Raw genomic sequence first — 21249 nt, forward strand, 5'->3', positions numbered from 1 at the left:
AAAACGTGTAAAGCGGTGCTCGGATAATGTCATGCCGAGAGGAAATGCCGAGTAATGCCCACAGTTGCACCGCTTGATCTCGAAGGCCATGTCGTCGCGGCCCATTTCCTCGGCGACATTCCCTTCTTCGCGACCGCCGCCGGTACGATCCACAGGCTCGACGGCGGCGACAAGGTTACCGAGGCACATCAAGGCCTTTTGACCTGTATTCGCGATCCACACAGCGCGTCGCTCCTGACCGGCGGCGAGGACGGAAAGATTCTGCGCATCGGTGCCGACGGCAGCGCGACGCTCGTCGCCGAAGCACCCCGCAAATGGATCAACGTCGTTGCCGGCGGACCGCAGAATGCGGTCGCCTATGCCTATGGCAAATCGACTTTCGTGAAGCTGGCCGACGGCACGACGAAGGAATTTACCGAGGAGCGTAGCGTCGAAGGTCTCGCCTTCGCTTCCAAGGGCATGCGCGTCGCCGCAGCCCGCTATAACGGCGTGACGCTGCACTGGGTCGGCACCAACGGCGCTCCGGTCGACCTGGAATGGAAGGGCGCCCATACCGGCGTCACCTTTTCTCCGGACGGCCGGTTCCTCGTCACCATGATGCAGGAAAATGCCCTGCATGGCTGGAAGCTGGACGGCAAACCGGGCGAAAACCGCCATATGCGGATGACCGGTTATCCGGCCAAGGTGAAGTCACTGTCCTGGTCGCCGAAGGGCAAGTGGCTTGCCTCGTCCGGCGCACCGGCGGCAATCGTTTGGCCGTTTTCGTCGAAAGACGGACCGATGGGCAAGGCGCCGCAGGAACTCGGTACGCGCGCCAATATCATGGTCACCCAGGTGGCTTTCCACCCGGCGGAAGAGGTGCTGGCCATCGGCTTTATCGACGGCATGATCCTCGGCGTCCGGTTGGCGGACGGCAAGGAGGCGCTGTTGCGTCGGCCCGGCAAGGGCGCGATCAGCGGCATGAACTGGAGCGCCAACGGCAAGCTCATCGCGTTTGGCTCCGAAGCCGGCGACTGTGGCGTGATCGATATCAGCGCCTGATCTTTCAAACGATAAATTCGCGCTGTTCCAGCTCTGCACTGGAACAGCGCATCATCAGATTCCCATCGAGTACGGCCGATAGCTGAAACTTGAGTGAAAACCGGTTTAAGCCTGCCTGACCGCGCCGATAATCTCGCCAAGCAGCGAATGCAGGTCATCTCTATATCCACTGCGGGCGGAAGGGCCGCTGTCGTCCGAGGTCATCACGACGGTCAGGCCAAGCCGCGGTACGATATAGACCATCTGCCCGCCATATCCCCAGCCGAACTTGATGTCTTCGCCGCCGATATTGCGCAGGAACCAGCCATAACCATAGCCATCGCCTGAGAAGCGGGAATTGGTCCGCGGCGTCCAGGATTGATCGATCCAGCTTTTCGAAACGACCTGCCGCCCGTCGGCCGCCTTGCCGCCATTGCGGTAAAGCTCGCCGAAGGCAAGCAGCGACTGCGCCGTCATGGCCATCTGATTGCCGCCGAGATAAATCCCCTGCGGATCGCGCTCCCAGGAGCCTATACGAAAACCATCGACGGGTGCTAGCCATTGATTGGCGAGCGCCAGCGTCGATTTTCCACCGACACGCGTCAGGATGGCGGAAAGCAGGTGGGTCGAGGCGGTTGAATACAGCATCGAACCGCCGGGCTCTCCATCGAAGGGTTCCGAAAGCGCAAACCGCACCCAGTTGCGGCTTGCGACCCAGCGCCCGTAATTCGGTCCCGACATGCGAGACAGGCCTGCCTGCATCGAGAGCAGGTTACCGATCGTGACCGTGTGGATGCGCGGATCGACATCGCGCGGCAAATCCGCGTTGAGGATAGGCGCGATCTTCTGCTCCGGTCCTTCCAGCAGCTTCCGGTCGATGGCGATGCCGACCAGGCAGGAGATGATCGATTTCGAGGCCGATTTGATATTGCTGGATGCGTCCAGGGCGCGGCCGTTGAAAGCGCGCTCCGCCAGCATCTCGCCATGGCGCGAGACCAGCACGACCTTGAGCGGTTTAAGCTCCGCCGCACCGTCAAGAACCGCCTTCAACGTTACCGGCGGCTGTGGCACCGGTTGCTGCGCGAAGCTGCGGCCGGCGGCGAGTATAAACGGGAGCGAGGCAAGCGTTGCGCGGCGTGTGATCATGTCCGCAATCTAGAGCGGGACATCGTTCGCGAATATGGCGCGAAATCCGGATTCACGCGGAAATGAAGGGTTGTGACGAACACCGCGCTCAAAGCGCCGGGGACACGCCTGCAGCTCCGATTTCATCGACGCACTCCTTCATGATGATCGCCATTTCCTCATCGGTTTCGGCAGTGACACCGCTCGGGACGATGTATTCCGATTTGACGCCCGGATCATCAATTCCTGTACAGGCCATGAAACCCCAGAGGTAACGGGGATCGCAACCCTGATCCTGAAGCGATCTGATCGCATCCGGCATGACGTCCTTGACGATCTCTTCGACGCTCATGAAAGCCTGCGACGAAGATGATGCCAAGGAATCCTTCTTCCGCCATTTCTCGATGCGATGGGCAATGATTCCGTTGCGGCAGGCGTCGTCCTTGGTCACCGCCGGTTCCACCATCAGCGATCTGAAGGTGGCATCGGCCGCCTGCGAGACGGATGTGGAAAGGTTCAGCAGCACGGCTGCCGACAATATCGCCAGGGGCGCGATTCGCATCGGAGGCTCCTCAGTTTCATCGCACCAGATAGAGCCGAAAACGCCGAGGGAAAGGCCGCGCTAGAGCCCTGCGTCGGCAAATACCTTGGCAATCCAGTCGATGAACACGCGCACCCGTGGCGAAAGCTGGCGGTTTTGCGGATAGAGCGCCGAAAGCTGGGTCGGCGACGGCGGAAAATCGGGAAGCACTTCCACCAGCAGCCCGTCCTCGACATCCTTCTGAAGCCGATAACGCGGCACCTGGATGAGCCCGAAACCGCGTCGCGCGAGATCCACCATCGTGTCGGAATTGTTGACCGTCAGCCGGCTTGGAAGCGTCACATAACGCAGCTCGCCGCCGACCATGAACTCCAGCGGGATGATCTGCCCGGTGCGCGACGAGATGAAACTGACGGCCTTATGTCCTTCCAGCGCATCGGGATGCTCCGGCATGCCGTGTCTCGCGATATAGTCAGGGCTTGCATAGGTCATCTCGCCGATCGTGCCGAGCCGCCGCATGATCAGCGCGCTGTCATCGACCTCGCCGGCGCGGATGACGCAATCCACCCCTTCCCGCACCAGATCCACCAGCCGGTCGCCCTGTCCGATCTGCAGGTCGAGCAGCGGATAGCGCTCCAGGAACTCATGCAGGCGCGGCAGCAGGAAGGTCCGCGTTAGGTGCCCGTGTGCATCCACCCGCAGCAGACCACGCGGCTGCGCATCGCGAAAGACGTTTTCCGCCTCGTCCACTTCGGCAAGGATCGCCAGGCAACGTTCGTAGAAGGCACGGCCATCAAGGGTCGGAGTTACGTGGCGCGTCGTACGCTCTAGAAGCCGCGCGCCGACACCCTCCTCCAGCTGCTTGATCGCTTCCGTAACCGTAGAGCGCGCCAAGCCAAGATCGGTCGCCGCAGCGGAAAAGCTGCGGCGCTCCACGACCCTGGTAAAAAGCTGCATGCGGTCGAGACGATCCATGACCTTGTTCAGCACAGACGAATTCTGATGTCAATTGCTCGGCAATTGTTCTGAATTGGCGTCAGGCATATCTCTTGGTCACCAACCAAGGAGAGATGTCATGAGCATCAACGAACAACGCGTCGCCATCGTTACCGGCGCATCGAAGGGCATCGGCAGAGCCATCGCGCTACGCCTTGCCAATGACGGCATTGCCGTCGTCGTCAACTACGCATCGAGCCGTGCTGCCGCCGACGAAGCCGTGGCCGAAATCGAATCTGCAGGTGGCAAGGCGATTGCCGTGCAGGCAGATGTCGGCGGAGCAACGGCGATGAGCGATCTTTTCGACGCCGCGGAAAAGGCATTCGGCCACGTGGATATTCTCGTCAACAACGCCGGCATCATGAAGTTCGCCATGCTGGCCGATACCGATGACGCGCTTTTCGACCAGCACATCGTCACCAACGTGACCGGCGTGTTCCGCGGCATTCGCGAAGCGGGAAAACGCCTGCGCGAGGGCGGCCGCGTCATCAACTTTTCATCCAGCACCGTCGGCCTCTATGGCCCGGGCTACGGCGCTTATGTCGCCAGCAAGTCCGCCGTCGAAGCCCTGACGCATGTCGCATCGAAGGAGTTCGGCAAGCGTCATATCACCGTCAACGCCGTCGCCCCCGGCCCGGTCGAAACCGAGCTGTTCATGAACGGCAAGTCGGACGAACTGGTGCAGCGGATCGTCGGCACCATTCCGCTTGGCCGTCTTGGCCAGCCGGACGACATCGCTTCGGTCGTGTCCTTCCTGGCGAGCCCGGAAAGCGGCTGGATAAACGGTCAGGTGCTGCGCGCCAATGGCGGCATGATCTGAGAAAACAGAAAGGAAAAACCGATGCCATTCATTAACATCAAAACCCCCGAAGGCGCGCTGAGCCGTGCCCAGAAGGAAGAAATCATGCACCGTGCGACGGACATGCTGGTGGAGTATTTCTCCGAAGCAGCCCGGCCGCATACCATGGTGCTGATCGAGGAAGTCAAGGACGGCGGTTACGGCCGCGCCGACGAGATCTTCATCCTGCCTCCGGAATACCGGGCGAAGGACCCCGTCTAGTTCAACGCAAAACTGCTTTCTCGGCCCGGAGAATTACGATCATCAGATTATCGCACCTGCCTCATGCAGCTGCGATGATCTCCAGGCGTATCGACTATTTTGAAACCTGGGCCACGTAGCGTGCCGCCAGGAGCAGCAACATCATCGTCGGATTGGCTCCGCCACCAGTGGGCAAAACAGAGGTCGCGAGCAAACGAACATTTGGGACAGCAAACATTCGCAGGTCGATATCGACGACACCCTCATCTGGAGTCCGTCCCATGCGCGTGGAGCCAGTGGGATGATAGATACCGCCACCGAGCGCCATTTCCCCTTCTGCTGCACCTTCCGGCTTCCGCATGAATTCGGTCGAAGCAGACAACGGGAGCTTGCGCCACATGGCTTGGAAGACATCGACTGCGTGCGTCAGATTTGCCTTGTCGCTGTCGGTAACCGTCCAGGTAATCTCGGCCAAAGGCTTGCCAAACACATCCTCCCTGTTTTTCGACAGGGATATCCTGTTCTCCTGCGAGGGCTCCTGCTCGATAACCATATGCACCGGCAGCTTCGCTCCATCTGGAAACAGCAAGCGTTTGCCGTAAAACCTTGCCCACACCGCCCTTATCAACCAGGGAGCGGTGCGGATAAGTCCGAGTATATCCGACGCGCCGGGAAGCCGCCTTTTCTGTAAACTGCGGAATATGTTACGCAAAACGTCAAATCCGCCGTTACCGTCAGTCTCAAAGGCAATATGCGCAAAACTGGCAGGGGCAGCAGCACGGATATCGGCGTCTTGACCGAGTTCAAAGCGCAGATTGCGCATCGTCCCGTTGCTTTCGAAACGAAAACCGACATGCCGGTTCAACTCGGCCCGCGCCCGCGTCACCATTTCCCCGACTGGAACGGAGAGATGATCGCTGAAATATCGTCCCAGTGCCGGCGAAGTGCGGGATACGATTTCCCCGTTCTGAAAATCCATCAGCAATGCGAGACGGGTGGTCTCGATGGCTCCTGCAGCGATGATGATGTGATCGGCTGATACCGACAACTCGTCACCGGAAACCGTCCGAGCCCGGACCTTCCGCAACAAACCATCCTGAACAGAAAAATCCGTCGCGGTTGCATTCAGCCAGATCTCGAGATTGGGCAGCGTTCTTGCCTTCTCCTGTAACAGATTGAAAACGTTTCTTTTCTTGAAGGGAGGCCATTTGGCGAGGCGCGCGACATGAGTAGGCGAGGACAATTCAGGCAGGTCATAATCGCCGCCGGAAAGATCGAACTGCGCCTGTATTCCTGGAATAAACGGGTCGAGCTCGCGCATGGAAATAGGCCACTCGGCCGCCTTCAGATCCGCCTCCTGAAACGGTATGAGCGCCCCACCCCATCTTGTCGATGTGCCGCCGATACATCTGAATCGGCCGTGCGCAGCGCCACTGTAAACGGACTTCAGATGGACGACCTCGTTGAGCGGGTGCTCGTCCTCCTCCTGGTGAAACCCACCGGATTCAAGGCATACGACCTTATGTCCGGCCTCCGCCAGCCATACACTGGTCAGCAAGCCGACGGTCCCGCCGCCGATTATCAGAAACTCGGCCGTGATCTCAGCCGCCTTCGCACCGGCGAGGTCCTTGATCATTGGGCCGTCTCTGCGATTCTCGCATATTGCTTCATACGTTCAGGCTTCAGCGTGCTGACGAGGATGGCACCGTCCTTGTTGCGCTTCAACGCGTCGGACAAAATCTGTTCGACAGAGGCGGTACTGCCGTTTTTGCGCGCGCCGCTCACATAACCATAGGTAACCTGCATCGGCAGGCCATAGCGACCCAGCAAATCAGCTTCCCGGCCTTCCAGGCTGTCAAGCACCTGCACATATTGGCAAAGACCAATGCATTCTTCCGCGATCGGTCCCACTCGGTCTATCGTGCTTGCGATACCGAAATATCGAATCTTGCCGGACTTCACTGTATCCTGAAGCCAGGAAAGCCATTCATCGGTTCTGAATGATTCAGGATCCGGCTCATGCAGGGTGTAGACATCAATATGGTCTCGCCCGAGCCGCTTAAGGCTCTGCTCCAGGGCAACCTTCGCCCGCGAAAGACCGAAGTCTTTCGTCGGCCTAGAAATCGGCTTTATCAGCCTGCCGACAACCTTCCTGAGAAAGATCGCAGTGTCGAATTGAGATTCCCCACCTGGCGAGTAGATTCCAACCTTGGTGGTGACCGTGAGATCTGGATGCTCTCGCAGGACTTGGTTGAGATCCCGTTCCGCAGCGCCGAAACCGTAGTAAGGCGCAGTATCGAAATGGGTGAAGCCGGCATCAACCGCAGATTTAAGCAGCCTGTACCGCTTATCCTTGCTTCCAGCATTGAAAAGCGAGGCAGTTCCCAAAGCAAATTTAGAACAACGCAATTCAATCCCTGGTATATTAACCTGCTTCAAACCGATCTCCTTGAAATTTTTCCCAAACTACAAGGTTTAAATCCGAAGTCCAACAAAACTCACCGGCAATTATCATATAGTTAAGACGGCGGCTTCGCGGCTTACACCATGATCAAACCTGGAAGATGACCGACGCCTGTTTACGGGATTTGTACTAAACAATTAAAACAAAACCGCCTGCCCGCAAGCACTCAAGACGTGCACTCGCAGAGCAGGCGGTTTGGGGACAGATCGTTCAGACGCGAGGCCTCTGGAATGATTTATATCAGGCCAGCTTGCGTCCGCTTGCAACGATCATGCCCGCGGCACCTTCCAGCCAGCCGGCCTTCAGCTCAAGCGCTAGAAAGCGCTCGCGCTGGAACGGGCCGGGCATGACGAGATGCCGGGTCTTGTCGGCAAAGAAGCCGAAACGCTCGTAATAAGCCGCGTCGCCGACGAGCAGAACGGCGCCATGCTCGCGCTTGTGAGCCTCAGCGATCGCCGCACGCATCAGCGCGCCGCCAATGCCCTTGCCTTCATGGGCGCAATCGACCGCCAGCGGGCCGAGCAGCAAGGCTTCGAGCGCCTGGCCGTCCGGCGAAATACCGGCCTCGATATTCCACAGGCGCACCGTGCCGATGACATGGCCATGGCTGTCACGGGCAACCAGCGCCAGGCCTTCGGCCGGAACGCGGTTGCGGCGGATCTTTTCCGACGACTTCTTGCGGCGATCGGCGCCCATGACGCGATCGAGCAGGGTTTCGCGAGCCACGACGTCAGCCGGGTTTTCGGCATCGATGGTGAAAGTGTTGTTCGGCGCAAACAGGGCGCGGACAGAATCAAGAACAGTGGCCATCTTGGCCTCCCGAACTCAAAACCGATTCAGACGGTATCGGAGGATCATTGTGAATTCGCGGCTCCCGCCTGGAGGAACGGGGGCCGCGGCAATCAGGTCACGTCAGACCAGCAAAACGCCTTAGATGACGTAGGCCTTGAGCGGGTCGAAACCGTTGAACGCAACGGCCGAATAGGTGGTCGTGTAGGCGCCTGTGCCTTCGATCAGAACTTCGTCGCCGATCGAAAGGGTGATCGGCAGCGGGTACATGTTCTTCTCGTACAGCACGTCGGCGCTGTCGCAGGTCGGGCCGGCTAGAACGCAGGGCTCCATTTCGTCGCTGTCGCGCTCGGTGCGGATCGGATAACGAATGGCTTCGTCCATGGTTTCGGCGAGACCGCCGAACTTGCCGATGTCGAGGAAAACCCAACGGTGGTTGTCGTTGTCGGACTTCTTCGACACGAGGACGACTTCAGCCTTGATCACGCCAGCATTGCCGACCATGCCGCGACCCGGCTCGATGATCGTCTTCGGCAGGTTGTTGCCGAAATGCTTGCGGAGCGAAGCGAAGATCGCCTTGCCGTATTCTTCGGCCTTCGGCACGTCGCGCAGGTACTTGGTCGGAAAACCGCCGCCCATGTTGACCATCTGCAGCACGATGCCCTGCTTTGCGAGCTGGCCGAAGACACGCTTGGCATCGGCAAGAGCCGCATCCCAGGCATCGACCTTGGTCATCTGCGAGCCGACATGGAAGGATACGCCGTAGGACTCGAGGCCGAGCTGGTGAGCGTAGACGAGAACGTCGACGGCCATCTGCGGTACGCAGCCGAACTTGCGGGAAAGCGGCCATTCGGCGCCTTCACCATCGGTCAGCACGCGGCAGAATACCTTCGCACCCGGAGCAGCACGGGCAATCTTCTCGACTTCCTCATGGCTGTCGGTGGCGAAGAGGCCAACGCCGAGCGCGAAGGCACGAGCGATGTCGCGCTCCTTCTTGATCGTGTTACCGAAGGAGATGCGGTCGGCCGTTGCACCGGCGTCGAGTGCCATCTGGATTTCGGCGACGGAAGCGCAATCGAAGCTCGAGCCGAGAGAGGCGAGCAGCTTGAGGATTGCCGGTTCCGGGTTTGCCTTGACCGCATAGTAGATCGCGCTATCCGGCAGGGCATGACGGAACGCATGGAAATTGTCGCGCACGACGTCGAGATCGACAACCAGGCACGGGCCTTCCGGACGACGGGTCTTGATGAAATCGAGGATACGAGCAGTGGTCACGGGTCAGTCCCTTCAAATCTCAAGGCTCCGGCTATGAACCGGAGGACAAAGGACGAATGAACATGCGCCAGGACCAGTCGGTGGAGACACTGGTACCTTGACACGCTCAAACGCGCGGTAAGTAGATCAACGTCCTGCCACGGACAATGATCCGGCTTTGTCTGCCATGGATTGGAGGGAGGTCCCTACCGCACTTCCGGCAATGATGGTGTGCCTCTTCAGTAACCCCCGCTGATGGAAAGCAGGGAGAGAACAAAAAGGCCCGCACCGTCGTTGCTTCAGATGTCCTCGCATTTCCCGGATGGCCGGAATAGCGACTGGAGGGGTTAGTTCCAGGTACCTTACCGATGACCTCACCAAATAGAGGGTCGGCGGACACCCACGGGCACGTGCGACTTTGGGCTGACCGGGAGATAAGAATATTCGCGGTCATAATCAAGAGTTTTTTTGACCTTCATCGAAAATTCGCATTGCACATGGAAAGAGAACATCCCACCTAAAAATTCGCAGAACCAATGGGGTGACATTTGGATACGCTGACGCGCATGCGGGCCTTCATCGATGTGGTTGAAGCAGAAGGCTTTTCAGCCGCAGCCCGGAGGACCGGTCGATCCAAGGCGCTGCTCTCCAAATATGTGCGCGAACTGGAGGACGATCTGGGCGCGCTTCTCCTCAACAGGACGACCCGCCAGTTCTCCATGACCGAGGCCGGCCATACGTATTATCGCACCGCTGCCGACATCCTGAAGGAGATCGACAATCTCGCCGACCTGGTGCGCGAGAACAATGCCGATCTGAAGGGGCGCCTGCGCGTTTCCGTACCGCGCACCTTCATCGATGCGGAAGTCGGCCAGTCACTGATCGATTTCGCCAAGGGTCATCCAGATGTCCAACTGGAGATCGTCGCGGAAGACCGGTTCGTCGACCTGATCGAGGAAAACTTCGATCTCGCGATCCGGATCACCAAGCTCGAGGATTCCGGCCTGATCGCCCGCAAGCTCTCCGATTTTCGGGTCTATGCGGTCGCGACGACCGATTTCGTGGCCGAATACGGCCCGCTCGAACATCCGCAGGACCTGAACCGCGTCCCCTTCATCATCGACACCAATCTGCGCTGGCACAATAGCGTTCGGTTCACGGACACCGACGGCTCGACGATTTCGGTCGCCGTTGCCGGGCCGATCGAAATCAATACCCCGCAAGCGACCTTGCGCGCCGCCCGCGCCGGCTTAGGCGTTGCGATCGTCCCTGATTTCATCGCGGCCAATGCATTGCAGACCGGCGAACTCGTCTCGCTGTTTGACGAATATATTCCGAAAGACCGCGGCATCTATGCCGTCTACCCGCATCGTCGGTATCTGCCGGCAAAGGTCAGAAGCTTCGTCGATTTTCTCGCAGCCTGGTTCCGTCGCCAGCAGCCCTGACCACTTGGAAGTGAGTCGAAATTCCGTCCTATTTACGCTGCAAAGCACAAACGGACGAGATATAGGAATCAACTCGGAGCCCCCTCATCCGCCCTTCGGGCACCTTCTACCCTAGGGGAGAAGGGAAAAGCCGCAACGCCACCGTCCCCCTCTACCCATCGAGGAGAGGGTATCCGAGCGAAGCGGAGGACGGGTGAGGGGGCTCCGGGTAAATCCATTTGTTAAAAAGCCAGGACAACGCCGCATGCGATCGAGAAGACTGACCCTTGCAGCGCTGGCATTCTGCGCCGCCCCTCTGCCCGCCCTCGCCCACCCGCATATCTTCGCGGAAGCAAGGCTCGAAGTCGTCGCGGGCGCCGATGGCAATGTCGCGGAGCTCCAGAATGTCTGGCGCTTCGACGAGGTCTTCTCCTCCAGCGTGCTTCTCGATTTCGACAAGAACACCGATTTGAAGCTCGACGCCAAGGAACTCGCAGAACTCGGTGAGACGATGCGCAAGTCGCTTGCGGACTATCACTATTTCACCACCATCACGGTGAATGGCGCGAGCGTCGGCGTGACGAAGCCGGATGTCATCCACGCGACGCTGGACGGCAACCAGCTTCTCGTCATCTTCGCCGTGAAGCCCGAAAAGCCGGTGCAGCTGAAGGGCCGCCTTACCTTCGGCATCTACGACCCGACCATGTACACCTCGATCGACTTCCCGACCGACAAGGACCTCATCGCCAAAGGCGCAGGTTTTGCAAAGTGCCAGCACAAGGTCGTGCGGCCGGACCCGGACGAAATCATCTCGCAGAACAGCGCCAGCCTGACGGACGCCTTCTTCAATGATCCGACCGGCACCGACATGACCAAACTCTTCGCCACCCGGCTGGAAGTGACATGCTGAACAACCGCCGTGCCTTCGCCCTTGCCGCGCTGACTTTGCTGGCAGTCGCCAGCGTCGCGCATGCGCAATCCCCGCTCGGCGTCGGCTCGGCCGAACCGTCGTTTTCCATCGGCGGCCCGCTTGGTCCCTTCTTCGGTTGGATCAACCACTATCAGCAGGCTTTTTACCGCTCGCTCACCGGCGCGCTGAAAGCGATGCGCCAAGACCCCTCGGCGCTTTATGGCCTGATCGGCCTTTCCTTCGCCTATGGCGTCTTCCATGCCGCCGGCCCCGGCCACGGCAAGGCCGTCATCTCCTCCTACATGATCGCCAACGAGATCGCCCTGAAGCGCGGCATCGTCATTTCCTTCATCTCGGCCATGCTGCAGGGTGTGGTGGCGATCGCGCTGGTCGGTGCCGCCTTTTTCGTGCTGCGCGGGTCGGGCATCACCATGACGGCAGCGACCCAGGCAATGGAGATTGCCAGTTTCGCACTGGTCGCCCTGTTCGGTGCCTGGCTGCTGGTGAAGAAAATCCGCGCGCTACGCATGCGCGTCGTCCGCGTGCCCGAAACCGCAACGGCCATGCTCTTCAACGCCCCGTCAACCGGGCGAAACTCGACGGGCCTGAAATTCCAGGCGGTGGAGATCGACGATCACGACTACCAGGGTGACCGCGATTATTGCGAAACCTGCGGCGTCAGCCATATGCCCGATCCCGAGATGCTGAAAGCCAAGGATTTCAGCCTGCGGGAGGCGTGGTCGGCGATCATCGCGGTCGGCCTGCGCCCTTGTTCCGGTGCGATCCTTGTCATGAGCTTTTCGCTGCTGAACAGCCTTTATCTCGGCGGCATCCTGTCCGTCTTCGCCATGTCTGTCGGCACGGCAATCACCGTCGCGATCCTTGCGATTCTAGCCGTCTCGGCAAAGGATATCGCGCTGAAGATCGCCGGCCCGAGTTCGCGCACCGGTCGGCGGATCAGCCATGCCATAGAGATCGGCGGCGCACTCTTCGTGCTTCTGGTTGGCCTGTCGCTGCTTGGCGCATCGCTGCAAAGCACAAGCATCGGCGGCTAGTCCCAAGTTCCGTTTTCCTTGATATAGTCAATGAAGGCGCGTAACGGCGCCGGCACGAGGCGACGGCCGGGATAGTAAAGAAACGGCCCCGAGAACTGCACCCACCAGGGTTTCAATACCGGCTCCAAAACTCCACTCTCGAAATAGGGCCGCAGCCAGTCTTCGAATAGCGATATGATTCCGGTGCCGGCAATCGCCGCATCCACCGCAAGATCGGACCCGCCACCGGGCTGCACCATCAGCGGACCGTTCGGATCGACCTTCACAACCTCGCCATCCTTCTCGAACTCCCAGACGATCAGCGCACCACTCGCAAAACGGCCTCGGATGCAGTCATGGACAAGAAGATCGCGCGGATGCTCCGGCCGCCCCCGGCGGTCGAGATAAGCGGATGACGCCGCACTGGCAAACCGCTGGATGCGCGGGCCGATCGGCAGCGCGATCATGTCCTGCTCCAACCGCTCGTCATAGCGAATGCCGGCATCGCAGCCCGCCGCGATCACATCGACAAAACTCTCATCGGTCATGATCTCCAGCCGGATATCCGGATAAGCTGCGAGAAAACCGGGTATGATCCGCGGCAGGACCAGCCGGGCCGCACTCACCGGCACATTGAGCTTCAGCGTGCCCGCCGGCCGATCACGAAAACCGCTGGCAAAGTCCAATGCCGCCTCAACCTCGGTGAGCGCCGGGCTCAACCGATCGAGAAGTCCCTGTCCTGCCTCCGTCGGCAATACGCTACGCGTGGTCCGGTTGAGGAGCCGCACCCCAAGCTGCGCCTCGAGCCTGCGCACCGCATCGCTGAGACCGGAGGCGCTGCCGCCGCTGACGCGCGCACCATCCCGAAACCCGCCGGCGCGTGCCACCGCCAGAAAAGCATTGAGATCGCCCAGATCGACTTTCATTGTTCGCTTCCCCGTACAGCCCGTCCGGATTATACCCCATTTTTCATGGGATCAATCAGGCCTATCTCTCGTTCGAAGCTGAAAAGGAGAGACACCATGTCCAGCATCAACAACGCAGGTACTTACAAACTCGGTGATCGCACAGTGAAGCGGATGGGCTACGGCGCCATGCAGCTCGCCGGCAAGGGCGTGTTCGGCCCGCCGAAGGACCGCGATGCGGCGCTCGCCGTATTGCGCGAGGCGATCGAAAGCGGCGTCGATCATATCGACACCAGCGATTTCTACGGCCCGCACGTCACCAACCAGATCATCAAAGAGGCGCTGCACCCCTATCCGCAGGACTTGGTGATCGTCAGCAAGATCGGCGCACGTCGCGGTGCAGACGCATCCTGGAACCCGGCATTCTCAGCCGAAGACCTGGAAGCTGCCGTCCATGACAACCTGCGCAATCTCGGCCTCGACGTGATTGAAGTCGTCAATCTGCGCGCCATGTTCGATGTCCATGGCCCGGCGGAGGGTTCACTGGAGGCACCGCTGACGGTGCTGGCCGAACTGCAACGCAAGGGCCTGATCAAGCATATCGGCCTGTCCAACGTGACTCGCAAACAGATCGAGGATGGCCGCAAGATCACCGAGATCGTCTGCGTCCAGAACCAGTACAATCTGGCCCATCGCGAAGACGATGCGCTGATCGACCAGCTGGCGGCCGAAGGCACGGCTTACGTACCCTTCTTCCCGCTCGGCGGCTTTTCGCCGCTGCAGTCCTCGACGCTGTCGGATGTTGCAGCCCGCCTCGGCGCGACGCCGCTGCAGGTGGCACTCGCCTGGCTGCTCAAGCGCTCGCCGAATATCCTGCTGATCCCCGGCACGTCATCGGTCGGTCACCTGCGGGAAAACCTCGCCGTCGCCGATCTCGATCTGCCGGAAGACGCGATGCAGGAACTGAACGGCATCGCCGCAAAGGCCTGATGCGGATGAAGCGAGCGGCGCTGCGTGCGCCGCTCGCTTATTGCCTATTTGCGCCGCTGGTAGCGGGCGCGCAGCCAGAAGATCGCAAAGAAACCGAGCAGCAGCAGCGTGCCGACGATCACGCCGAGCACCGGCGAAAACTGCGCGATGCCGAGAACGATGGTCGGCAGGAAATAGATGACGAGCCCGACCACGATGAGAATGACGGCCGCGGCAATCGCCTGAGATTTTGCTTCCGGCGTCATGCTACGTCCTTCGCAAGCTCGGCGCGGATATCTTCCAGCTTGCGCTTCTGCTGGCCGCTCGCATCGAAATTATCCGGCGAAAGCCAGGCTTCGAAACCGGCCTTGATCAAAGGCCATTCGCTGTCGATCATCGAGAACCACGCCGTATCGCGGTTGGCGCCGCGCGAGATGACGTGCTGGCGGAAAACACCTTCGAAGGTGAAGCCGTAACGCCGCGCGGTCACCTTGCTCGGCTCGTTTTCGTTATGGCACTTCCATTCGTAGCGGCGGTAATCCAGCCCCTCGAAGACATGTTTCGCCATCAGGTAATGCAGCTCGGTCGACATCGGCGAGCGCTTCATCGCCAGCCCGTGCGCCACGGAACCCACTTCGATCACACCGTTTTTCGGATCCGGCCGCATGTAGCTCGCCATGCCGACGATCTTGCCCGAAGCGTTCTCGATCGCGATCAGCGTCACGTAACCGCCGCTCTGGCGAATCGACTGCAGCCAGAGATCCAGACTGTCCGCCGTTGCATAATCGTCGTTCGGGAAATATTTGAGCAGATCGTTGATCGCCTCGGCCCCGCCCAGCGCATCCCAGAGACCTGCGAGATGCTTTTCCCGATCGTAAGTCTCTAGCGTCAGAAACCGGCCCTTCAGGGTGACGGGACCGGGAGCGGAAACTTTGTAATTCTTGAGATCGCGCATGGAAGCCTCTGTTCGAAGCCAAGAGGCTTAGGACAGCATCAGACGAAACGCAACCGGGAGCACGCGCGCCGCCGGGCGACCGATCGTCCCAATTTCTCGTTGGACACTGGGCCATTCCTCTGCTTTCCTCTGACTAGGTGACAGGAGGGTTCGAATGCCAGTCTGCACATCATGCGAGAGAGACGTCAGCTTCAGTGATCTGAAGGGCGGCCGCTGCCGGGATTGCCGCGAAAAAGCGGAAGCCGGGCGCATGGCCTCGGCGATCAAGGAGATCGAAACAGTCCCGACGCCGGAAGAGCTGAATGATCCGCGCGTTCTGGCGCTGATCGTTTCCACGACAAATGAAATCCCCAACCGCCAGATCGACGGCATCATCGATATCGTCGGCTCCGAAGCCGCGGTCGGGCTTAACATATTCAAGGACCGCCAATTTCCGCGATTTCTTCGGCGGCCGCAGCCGTACGGTGCAACTAGCGCTGAAAGATGCGCGTACTGCCTGCCTGATCGAGCTGCGTCTTGCCGCCGCCAAACTTGATGCCGACGCGATCATCGGCATCAAGTTCGATTTCAACGAATTATCGACAGGCTCGGGCGGCGGCATCCTTTTCGTTGCCGCCACCGGCACCGCCGTCAGGCTGGTCCCGAAAGACTAGACCTTCACCTTCGCAGCCGAAACCGTCGCATCGATATGGTCGATCAGCGCATCGTCGAGGCCGAGACGGCCGGCGAGCAGATCGAGATAACCGCGTTCGGCGCGCGTATCCGGATCGATCGTCAGGCGGGTCGCGGCGTAGAGCTCGACCTTCTGCTCCTCGGTGCGGGCGGCCGCGACGAGATCATCGATATCGACCGGATTGGCGAGTTCATTCTGGATGAAGGCTTCCGCCTCGGACCCGAGATCGACCGCATGAACCTTGTCCATGATATTGGCCCGCTCGGAGGCATCGATATGACCATCCGCCTTTGCGGCGGCGATCATCGCGCGGATCAACGTCAACGCGAAATCGTTGGAAAGCTGAGCGGACTGCGGATGAAAGGGAGAATCGGCCGGCGGCGGCAGAAGCGGCGTTTCAGCCTGCGGTGCGGGCTGCTGTACGGCTTCCGGCGACTTGCCGGACTGGTAGTTCTTGTAGGCAAGATAACCGAGGCCGGCTATCGCCGCGATGCCGCCGACGGTCGCCACATTGCCCGCAAGCTGACGGCCTGTCTTCGTACCGAGGACGGCTGCGAGGATCGCGCCGGTGGCGAGCTTGTTGTCCTTGGCAAGCTGGCCCGCCTGCCCTGCCCGATCCTTCACCGTTCCAGACAGACCCGGAATTTGCGACCCCAGGAACTGGTCGAGAAGTTTTTTCGCGTCGAACATCGCTTGATCTCCCTCAAAGCATTTGAGCAGGAAGATAGGAATGCGATTGTGAAATTACAAAGACGGGTTGAAAATACAGTCATGAAGCCCGCTCAACACTTCAACATACCACTTTGACGTGTCTCTGCTGGTTCATTTCTGGTTCTGAGGCAGCCCATCGGCAATGTCGTAATAGTCGCCCTTGTCCGCCACGAAGATATGCATCTTCAAATGCGTTTCCGTCGGCGTGTCGAACGCGCCCATTGCCACGCCCATCCAGTCCCGATGCGGCGGATCCCAGAACAGCGACGAGCCGCAGGTCTTGCAAAACCCGCGCCTCACCTTTTCGGAGGACTGATACCAGCTGACATTCTCAGCGCCGTGAACCGTCAGCCGATCCCTCGGCACGTCTGTCGTTGCCAGATAATGACCGGTCTGCTTGCGGCATTTCGAGCAATGACAGGCATCGGGCGCGGCAAGGTCACCTTCGATCTCGAAGCTCACCGCACCGCAAAGACATGATCCCTTGTGCATGATCGCTCCTCCCAGACGATCGCGCCGAACCTATTGCTTAATCTGAAGCTCAGGCCTTCAGCGCAAAAGCTTCCGAAGCGAGCTTGGTAATGCCCGCCCAGTCACCCGCGGCAACCAGCTCCTTCGGAGCCACCCACGAGCCGCCGACGCAGACGACGTTCGGCAGCGAAAGATAATCATTGGCGTTTTTCAGCGAGATACCGCCGGTCGGGCAGAACAGCGTGCCGGCGAGCGGCGACGACAGCGCCTTGAGATAAGCAGCGCCGCCGGCCTGTTCGGCCGGGAAAAACTTCATCACGTCGTAACCGGCCTCGCGCAGCGTCATCACTTCGCTGGCAGTCGCCGCACCCGGAAGAAGCGGCACGGAGGAATCCTTGGCAGCCGCGAGAACGCCCGGGGTAACACCCGGCGAAACAATGAAGGTCGAGCCGGCCTTGACGGCCGCTTCCCAGTCGCGAGCATTGAGGATCGTGCCGGCGCCGACATTGGCGCCTTCCACTTCGGCGGCAACAGCCTTCACGGCATTCAGTGCGGCCGGCGTGCGCATGGTGATCTCGATTGCCCTCAGGCCACCGGCGACGAGCGCCTTTGCGAGGCCGACTGCCGACTTCGCATCGTCGACGATCAGCACCGGCACCACCGGCTGCAGTTTCAGGATGGAAAGCAGCTTTTCGGTTTTGCCGGTCATGGAAGGTCTCCGCTAAAACGATTGAAATCTGCCGCAGGAAATAACGTCCGCAACCACCGTTGTCGAGAAAAAACCGGTCCTGCGCGCATATGGCTTTGCGGGACAAAGCCTTTGGACTACGGTTGCTCCCGGTGGGTACGCGAAGGGACGGCATGGCCAAGGAAATCGAGCGCAAGTTTCTGGTAACCGGCGAAGACTGGCGCGATGCCGCGTCGACATCCTCCCGTTTCCTGCAGGCCTATGTCGCGGCGGCTGAAGACAGATCGGTGCGGGTGCGTATCGTCGATGGCAGGCACGCGAAACTCACCATCAAGCTCGGCAAGAACCTCGTCGCGCGCGACGAATTCGAATACGAAATCCCGCTTGCCGATGCCGAGGAAATGGCGAAATGCGCCACCGGCATCGTGCTGGAAAAGACCCGTCACCGGATCGAACACCAGGGATATACCTGGGAGGTCGACGTGTTCGGCGGCACTTATCTCGGTCTTGTCGTTGCAGAAGTCGAACTGGAAAGCGAAACTGCGCAGCCGGATATTCCATCCTGGGTCGGCCAGGAGATCACCGGAGACCGGCGTTATTCGAACGCCGTGATGGCCACCGAGGATTTGAGCAAGGAACTCGTTGATGCCTTATCGCCTTCGGCCCCGTAAATCCTTCACGGCCGAAATCCGCTCGGTCGCCGAAAGCCAGCTTTCGCATGCGATCCACCTTCTGGAGGAGCAACCGGACGGGCCGCACAAAGCCGTTCACGAGGCCCGCAAGCGCTTCAAGCGGGTGCGCGCCCTCTATCGCCTGATCCAGCTCGATGCAAAGGATTTTCGCGCCCGGGAGAATGCCCGCATCCGCGATATGGCGCAGACCCTGTCAGCCGTGCGCGACGCGACGGCGCTCGTCGAAACGGTTGACTACCTCGCCTCTTACGCCGGCTCGCGGGAAGAGTTCGCCGCGCTGAGCGTTGCCTCCAAGGCACTGACGGAGCGCCGCGACCGTATTGCCTCCGAAGAACACGATCTGCCCGCCCGAATGTCCGCCGCAGCCGATGCCTGCCACGAAGCGACCGCGGCACTCGGCGAGCTCAATCTCGACGACGGCCCGCACAAGACGGCGAAGCGCCTTGCAAAGGTCTGGAAAAAGCAGCGCCTGCAGGCGCTTTCGGCACTTGCGGGCTGCGAGGAACATGCCGATTCCGAGGTCTTTCACGAATTGCGCAAATCGGGCCAGATTTACTGGATGCATCTCTCGCTGCTGCGCGACATCTGGCCGTCGGCGATGCGGGCGAAACAGGCGGAAGCCAAGCTGCTGGTCGAACTACTTGGCCATGAGCACGATCTCTCTGTCCTGACGGGCCTGGTCGATGAGAACCCCAACCTGTTCGGCGCCGGCGACACACTGGCGCTCATTCTCGGCGCCATCATAACCCGTCAGCAGACGCTGCGGATCGAAGCGCTGGACAAGGCCCACGAAGTCTTTGCCGATGGCGCGGACAACGAGGCGGACCTGATTGCCGTCCTGTGGAAGCGGGCGAGCGCCATTCCGCGCAAGAAGCGCAAACCGATCAAGGCTGCCAAGCCTCAGTTCGAACCGGACGAAGAGCAAGCGCTGATCGGCTAAAGCAATCCGGTATCACATCGCGGCAAAATGACGGACGGAGCCGTTGCGCCGCCGGGCATCTGGCTGTATTTCAGCGCCATGACCGAAATCCAGACCTCTCCCCGCCCGGAACCGACGGGTGCATTTCTCGTGGCAGCGCTTTATCACTTCGCGCGCTTCGAACGCTGCGAAGCGTTCCGCGAGCCGCTGCAGGCTTTCTGCGACGAAAACGGCATCAAGGGCACCCTTTTGCTGGCGAACGAGGGTATCAACGGCACCGTCGCCGGCACGGATGCGGCGGTTACCGGACTTCTTGCCTATCTGCGCGCGCAGCCGGAGCTCGCAAAGCTCGAGCACAAGGAAAGCCGCGCGTCCAAGATGCCGTTCCTGCGCATGAAAGTGCGTATCAAGAAGGAAATCGTCACCATGGGCGTCGAGAACATCGACCCCAACCGGATCGTCGGCACCTATGTAGATCCGAAGGACTGGAATGCGCTGATTTCCGATCCGGAAACGATCGTCATCGATACGCGCAACGACTACGAGACGGCGATCGGCATTTTCCAGGGCGCGGTCGATCCGCAGACCAAGACGTTTCGCGAGTTTCCGGACTGGGTGAAGAACAATCCCGGCCTGCACAACAAGCCGAAGATCGCCATGTATTGTACCGGCGGCATCCGCTGCGAGAAGGCGACCGCCTTCATGAAGGAAAAGGGCTTCGACGAGGTCTTCCACCTCAAGGGCGGCATCCTGAAATATCTCGAGGAAGTGCCACCGGAAGAAAGCCTGTGGGAGGGCGCCTGCTTCGTCTTCGACGAACGCGTTTCCGTCGAACATGGGCTGAAGGAAGGCAACCACAAACTTTGCCATGCCTGCCGCAACGCGATCACGGCCGAAGAGATCACCTCGCCTCTTTACGAGGAAGGCGTCTCCTGCTCCAACTGCTACCACAGCCGCACGGAAGACGACCGCCTCCGCTATCGCCAGCGTCAGCTGCAGATCGCGCTGGCGAAGAAGCGCGGCGAGAAGCATATCGGCGGATGAAGACCAGAAACGTCCTGTTCATCTGCAGCCAGAATAGGCTGCGCAGCCCGACCGCCGAGCAGGTTTTTGCCGATTGGCCCGGCATCGAAACCTCCTCGGCCGGCACGAACAACGATGCGGAAAACCCGCTGTCCAACGAGCTGATAGAATGGGCGGATGTGATCTTCGTGATGGAGAAGGCGCATCGCAACAAGCTGCTGAAGAAGTATCGCTCGGCGATGAACGGCAAGCGATTGATCTGCCTTCATATCCCCGACGACTACGATTTCATGGATCCCGTTCTCGTCGACATACTGAAGGCCAAGGTTCCGCAATTTCTTTAGGTCTTGTCGCGTGCCTGCTCGGTCAGTTCATTATCGAGTCGAGTCTGCTCGATAATCTTATGCAGGGCGTCTTCGTCTTTAATGCCTTCGTGTCCAATAAAGCGGGATATCCAGACACGATCATCCTCAAAAACCGTTATCTCGATACGCTGCCCAACGACCGTCGCAGTAATATTGACCGTATCCGGTTGATGCCGTTCGATGAAGTAGTGGATCTTTGCCTCGTCGAGCTGGCGCAGGATTTTGAACAGCGGTGATGTCACGAAGGCTCCTCTGCGGACAATGTGTGTTGTCAGCCCTAGC

General features: G+C 59.9%; 27 protein-coding genes. 13 read left to right on the top strand and 14 right to left on the bottom strand.

Features of this window, described 5'->3' with window-relative positions:
* Nucleotides 1-54: 54 nt before the first annotated feature.
* Nucleotides 55-1041: a WD40 repeat domain-containing protein gene (locus KX729_RS09880; RefSeq protein WP_219742264.1), complete on the top strand. Its 987-nt coding sequence runs from the start codon at nucleotides 55-57 to the stop codon at nucleotides 1039-1041.
* A gap of 105 nt (nucleotides 1042-1146) precedes the next feature.
* Here KX729_RS09880 and KX729_RS09885 read toward each other — a convergent pair whose 3' ends face one another.
* The 3 genes from KX729_RS09885 to KX729_RS09895 form a co-directional block, all read right to left on the bottom strand.
* Nucleotides 1147-2166: a serine hydrolase domain-containing protein gene (locus tag KX729_RS09885; RefSeq protein ID WP_219742265.1), complete on the bottom strand. Its 1020-nt coding sequence runs from the start codon at nucleotides 2164-2166 to the stop codon at nucleotides 1147-1149.
* 88 nt (nucleotides 2167-2254) lie between these two features.
* Complete coding sequence (locus tag KX729_RS09890; protein ID WP_219742266.1) at nucleotides 2255-2707, bottom strand: hypothetical protein; 453 nt, start codon at nucleotides 2705-2707, stop codon at nucleotides 2255-2257.
* A 60-nt stretch (nucleotides 2708-2767) separates the two neighbouring features.
* On the bottom strand, nucleotides 2768-3661 hold the full coding sequence (locus KX729_RS09895) for a LysR family transcriptional regulator (RefSeq protein WP_219742533.1): 894 nt from the start codon (nucleotides 3659-3661) through the stop codon (nucleotides 2768-2770).
* A gap of 100 nt (nucleotides 3662-3761) precedes the next feature.
* Between KX729_RS09895 and KX729_RS09900 the strand changes: the two genes are divergently transcribed.
* Nucleotides 3762-4502: an SDR family oxidoreductase gene (locus tag KX729_RS09900; protein WP_219742267.1), complete on the top strand. Its 741-nt coding sequence runs from the start codon at nucleotides 3762-3764 to the stop codon at nucleotides 4500-4502.
* Nucleotides 4503-4523: 21 nt separating this feature from the next.
* Nucleotides 4524-4742, top strand: a complete 219-nt coding sequence (locus KX729_RS09905; protein ID WP_219742268.1) for a tautomerase family protein — start codon at nucleotides 4524-4526, stop codon at nucleotides 4740-4742.
* Between the two features lie 94 nt (nucleotides 4743-4836).
* On the opposite strand, the gene KX729_RS09910 is transcribed toward KX729_RS09905, so the two are convergent.
* The 4 genes from KX729_RS09910 to odc2 all read right to left on the bottom strand — a co-directional run bounded on the left by KX729_RS09910 (nucleotide 4837) and on the right by odc2 (nucleotide 9249).
* Nucleotides 4837-6357 carry a GMC oxidoreductase gene (locus tag KX729_RS09910; RefSeq protein WP_219742269.1) on the bottom strand — a complete coding sequence of 507 codons (1521 nt, stop codon included), beginning with the start codon at nucleotides 6355-6357 and terminating at the stop codon, nucleotides 4837-4839.
* Entirely contained in the window at nucleotides 6354-7160 is an 807-nt protein-coding gene (locus KX729_RS09915; RefSeq protein WP_219742270.1) for an aldo/keto reductase, read from the bottom strand. Before KX729_RS09915 ends, KX729_RS09910 begins: the two co-directional genes overlap by 4 nt.
* Nucleotides 7161-7425: 265 nt before the next feature.
* Nucleotides 7426-7995, bottom strand: coding sequence for a GNAT family N-acetyltransferase (locus tag KX729_RS09920; protein WP_219742271.1), 570 nt, complete (start codon nucleotides 7993-7995; stop codon nucleotides 7426-7428).
* A gap of 120 nt (nucleotides 7996-8115) precedes the next feature.
* A complete protein-coding gene (gene odc2, locus KX729_RS09925; protein WP_219742272.1) occupies nucleotides 8116-9249 on the bottom strand; it encodes an ornithine/lysine decarboxylase in 1134 nt (377 codons plus the stop codon).
* 527 nt (nucleotides 9250-9776) lie between these two features.
* On the opposite strand from odc2, the gene KX729_RS09930 reads away from it, so the two are divergent.
* From KX729_RS09930 to KX729_RS09940, 3 genes are all read left to right on the top strand, one after another.
* Nucleotides 9777-10673 carry a LysR family transcriptional regulator gene (locus KX729_RS09930; protein WP_219742273.1) on the top strand — a complete coding sequence of 299 codons (897 nt, stop codon included), beginning with the start codon at nucleotides 9777-9779 and terminating at the stop codon, nucleotides 10671-10673.
* A 244-nt stretch (nucleotides 10674-10917) separates the two neighbouring features.
* Nucleotides 10918-11562 (top strand): DUF1007 family protein, encoded by a 645-nt coding sequence (locus KX729_RS09935; RefSeq protein WP_219742274.1) that lies wholly within the window; start codon nucleotides 10918-10920, stop codon nucleotides 11560-11562.
* A complete protein-coding gene (locus tag KX729_RS09940; protein ID WP_219742275.1) occupies nucleotides 11556-12617 on the top strand; it encodes a nickel/cobalt transporter in 1062 nt (353 codons plus the stop codon). The genes KX729_RS09935 and KX729_RS09940 overlap by 7 nt, the downstream gene beginning before the upstream one ends.
* Here the strand turns inward: KX729_RS09940 and KX729_RS09945 are convergent.
* A complete protein-coding gene (locus KX729_RS09945) occupies nucleotides 12614-13522 on the bottom strand; it encodes a LysR family transcriptional regulator (RefSeq protein WP_219742276.1) in 909 nt (302 codons plus the stop codon). The genes KX729_RS09940 and KX729_RS09945 overlap by 4 nt on opposite strands.
* Before the next feature lie 96 nt (nucleotides 13523-13618).
* Here KX729_RS09945 and KX729_RS09950 point away from each other — a divergent pair, with 96 nt between their 5' ends.
* Nucleotides 13619-14491 carry an aldo/keto reductase family oxidoreductase gene (locus KX729_RS09950; RefSeq protein ID WP_219742277.1) on the top strand — a complete coding sequence of 291 codons (873 nt, stop codon included), beginning with the start codon at nucleotides 13619-13621 and terminating at the stop codon, nucleotides 14489-14491.
* A gap of 44 nt (nucleotides 14492-14535) precedes the next feature.
* Here the strand turns inward: KX729_RS09950 and KX729_RS09955 are convergent, their stop codons facing one another.
* Nucleotides 14536-14736, bottom strand: a complete 201-nt coding sequence (locus KX729_RS09955; RefSeq protein WP_219742278.1) for a hypothetical protein — start codon at nucleotides 14734-14736, stop codon at nucleotides 14536-14538.
* Nucleotides 14733-15425 (bottom strand): GNAT family N-acetyltransferase, encoded by a 693-nt coding sequence (locus KX729_RS09960; protein ID WP_219742279.1) that lies wholly within the window; start codon nucleotides 15423-15425, stop codon nucleotides 14733-14735. The genes KX729_RS09955 and KX729_RS09960 overlap by 4 nt, the downstream gene beginning before the upstream one ends.
* A gap of 154 nt (nucleotides 15426-15579) precedes the next feature.
* On the opposite strand from KX729_RS09960, the gene KX729_RS33475 reads away from it, so the two are divergent.
* On the top strand, nucleotides 15580-15960 hold the full coding sequence (locus KX729_RS33475) for a YbjQ family protein (RefSeq protein WP_246617502.1): 381 nt from the start codon (nucleotides 15580-15582) through the stop codon (nucleotides 15958-15960).
* On the top strand, nucleotides 15890-16078 hold the full coding sequence (locus KX729_RS34530) for a heavy metal-binding domain-containing protein (protein WP_376775947.1): 189 nt from the start codon (nucleotides 15890-15892) through the stop codon (nucleotides 16076-16078). The genes KX729_RS33475 and KX729_RS34530 overlap by 71 nt, the downstream gene beginning before the upstream one ends.
* On the opposite strand, the gene KX729_RS09970 is transcribed toward KX729_RS34530, so the two are convergent.
* The 3 genes from KX729_RS09970 to KX729_RS09980 all read right to left on the bottom strand — a co-directional run bounded on the left by KX729_RS09970 (nucleotide 16075) and on the right by KX729_RS09980 (nucleotide 17989).
* A complete protein-coding gene (locus KX729_RS09970) occupies nucleotides 16075-16788 on the bottom strand; it encodes a tellurite resistance TerB family protein (RefSeq protein WP_219742281.1) in 714 nt (237 codons plus the stop codon). The genes KX729_RS34530 and KX729_RS09970 overlap by 4 nt on opposite strands.
* Before the next feature lie 132 nt (nucleotides 16789-16920).
* Nucleotides 16921-17301, bottom strand: coding sequence for a GFA family protein (locus KX729_RS09975; protein WP_219742282.1), 381 nt, complete (start codon nucleotides 17299-17301; stop codon nucleotides 16921-16923).
* Between the two features lie 49 nt (nucleotides 17302-17350).
* A complete protein-coding gene (locus KX729_RS09980) occupies nucleotides 17351-17989 on the bottom strand; it encodes a 2-dehydro-3-deoxy-phosphogluconate aldolase (protein WP_219742283.1) in 639 nt (212 codons plus the stop codon).
* A 152-nt stretch (nucleotides 17990-18141) separates the two neighbouring features.
* Between KX729_RS09980 and KX729_RS09985 the strand changes: the two genes are divergently transcribed.
* The 4 genes from KX729_RS09985 (at nucleotide 18142) to KX729_RS10000 (ending at nucleotide 20946) form a co-directional block, all read left to right on the top strand.
* Entirely contained in the window at nucleotides 18142-18639 is a 498-nt protein-coding gene (locus KX729_RS09985) for a CYTH domain-containing protein (protein ID WP_219742284.1), read from the top strand.
* Nucleotides 18614-19600, top strand: a complete 987-nt coding sequence (locus KX729_RS09990; protein ID WP_219742285.1) for a CHAD domain-containing protein — start codon at nucleotides 18614-18616, stop codon at nucleotides 19598-19600. Before KX729_RS09985 ends, KX729_RS09990 begins: the two co-directional genes overlap by 26 nt.
* Before the next feature lie 78 nt (nucleotides 19601-19678).
* On the top strand, nucleotides 19679-20623 hold the full coding sequence (gene trhO, locus KX729_RS09995; RefSeq protein WP_219742534.1) for an oxygen-dependent tRNA uridine(34) hydroxylase TrhO: 945 nt from the start codon (nucleotides 19679-19681) through the stop codon (nucleotides 20621-20623).
* Nucleotides 20620-20946, top strand: a complete 327-nt coding sequence (locus tag KX729_RS10000; RefSeq protein ID WP_219742286.1) for a low molecular weight protein tyrosine phosphatase family protein — start codon at nucleotides 20620-20622, stop codon at nucleotides 20944-20946. Before trhO ends, KX729_RS10000 begins: the two co-directional genes overlap by 4 nt.
* Here KX729_RS10000 and KX729_RS10005 read toward each other — a convergent pair.
* Nucleotides 20943-21209, bottom strand: coding sequence for a hypothetical protein (locus tag KX729_RS10005; RefSeq protein WP_219742287.1), 267 nt, complete (start codon nucleotides 21207-21209; stop codon nucleotides 20943-20945). The genes KX729_RS10000 and KX729_RS10005 overlap by 4 nt on opposite strands.
* Nucleotides 21210-21249: the final 40 nt, after the last annotated feature.

Origin of the sequence: Neorhizobium populisoli (genome assembly GCF_019430945.1) — a bacterium.
Lineage (GTDB): Bacteria > Pseudomonadota > Alphaproteobacteria > Rhizobiales > Rhizobiaceae > Neorhizobium > Neorhizobium populisoli.

Coding starts and splice junctions, on each gene's coding strand:
- KX729_RS09885 (WP_219742265.1), bottom strand. CDS start 2,166: ATGATCACACGCCGCGCAACGCTTGCCTCGCTCCCGTTTATACTCGCC.
- KX729_RS33475 (WP_246617502.1), top strand. CDS start 15,580: ATGCCAGTCTGCACATCATGCGAGAGAGACGTCAGCTTCAGTGATCTG.
- KX729_RS09945 (WP_219742276.1), bottom strand. CDS start 13,522: ATGAAAGTCGATCTGGGCGATCTCAATGCTTTTCTGGCGGTGGCACGC.
- KX729_RS09990 (WP_219742285.1), top strand. CDS start 18,614: ATGCCTTATCGCCTTCGGCCCCGTAAATCCTTCACGGCCGAAATCCGC.
- KX729_RS09955 (WP_219742278.1), bottom strand. CDS start 14,736: ATGACGCCGGAAGCAAAATCTCAGGCGATTGCCGCGGCCGTCATTCTC.
- KX729_RS09985 (WP_219742284.1), top strand. CDS start 18,142: ATGGCCAAGGAAATCGAGCGCAAGTTTCTGGTAACCGGCGAAGACTGG.
- KX729_RS09980 (WP_219742283.1), bottom strand. CDS start 17,989: ATGACCGGCAAAACCGAAAAGCTGCTTTCCATCCTGAAACTGCAGCCG.
- KX729_RS09950 (WP_219742277.1), top strand. CDS start 13,619: ATGTCCAGCATCAACAACGCAGGTACTTACAAACTCGGTGATCGCACA.
- KX729_RS09905 (WP_219742268.1), top strand. CDS start 4,524: ATGCCATTCATTAACATCAAAACCCCCGAAGGCGCGCTGAGCCGTGCC.
- KX729_RS09895 (WP_219742533.1), bottom strand. CDS start 3,661: ATGGATCGTCTCGACCGCATGCAGCTTTTTACCAGGGTCGTGGAGCGC.
- KX729_RS10000 (WP_219742286.1), top strand. CDS start 20,620: ATGAAGACCAGAAACGTCCTGTTCATCTGCAGCCAGAATAGGCTGCGC.
- KX729_RS09880 (WP_219742264.1), top strand. CDS start 55: ATGCCCACAGTTGCACCGCTTGATCTCGAAGGCCATGTCGTCGCGGCC.
- KX729_RS09900 (WP_219742267.1), top strand. CDS start 3,762: ATGAGCATCAACGAACAACGCGTCGCCATCGTTACCGGCGCATCGAAG.
- KX729_RS09920 (WP_219742271.1), bottom strand. CDS start 7,995: ATGGCCACTGTTCTTGATTCTGTCCGCGCCCTGTTTGCGCCGAACAAC.
- KX729_RS09890 (WP_219742266.1), bottom strand. CDS start 2,707: ATGCGAATCGCGCCCCTGGCGATATTGTCGGCAGCCGTGCTGCTGAAC.
- KX729_RS09960 (WP_219742279.1), bottom strand. CDS start 15,425: ATGCGCGATCTCAAGAATTACAAAGTTTCCGCTCCCGGTCCCGTCACC.
- KX729_RS09910 (WP_219742269.1), bottom strand. CDS start 6,357: ATGATCAAGGACCTCGCCGGTGCGAAGGCGGCTGAGATCACGGCCGAG.
- trhO (WP_219742534.1), top strand. CDS start 19,679: ATGACCGAAATCCAGACCTCTCCCCGCCCGGAACCGACGGGTGCATTT.
- KX729_RS09970 (WP_219742281.1), bottom strand. CDS start 16,788: ATGTTCGACGCGAAAAAACTTCTCGACCAGTTCCTGGGGTCGCAAATT.
- KX729_RS09940 (WP_219742275.1), top strand. CDS start 11,556: ATGCTGAACAACCGCCGTGCCTTCGCCCTTGCCGCGCTGACTTTGCTG.
- KX729_RS09975 (WP_219742282.1), bottom strand. CDS start 17,301: ATGCACAAGGGATCATGTCTTTGCGGTGCGGTGAGCTTCGAGATCGAA.
- KX729_RS09935 (WP_219742274.1), top strand. CDS start 10,918: ATGCGATCGAGAAGACTGACCCTTGCAGCGCTGGCATTCTGCGCCGCC.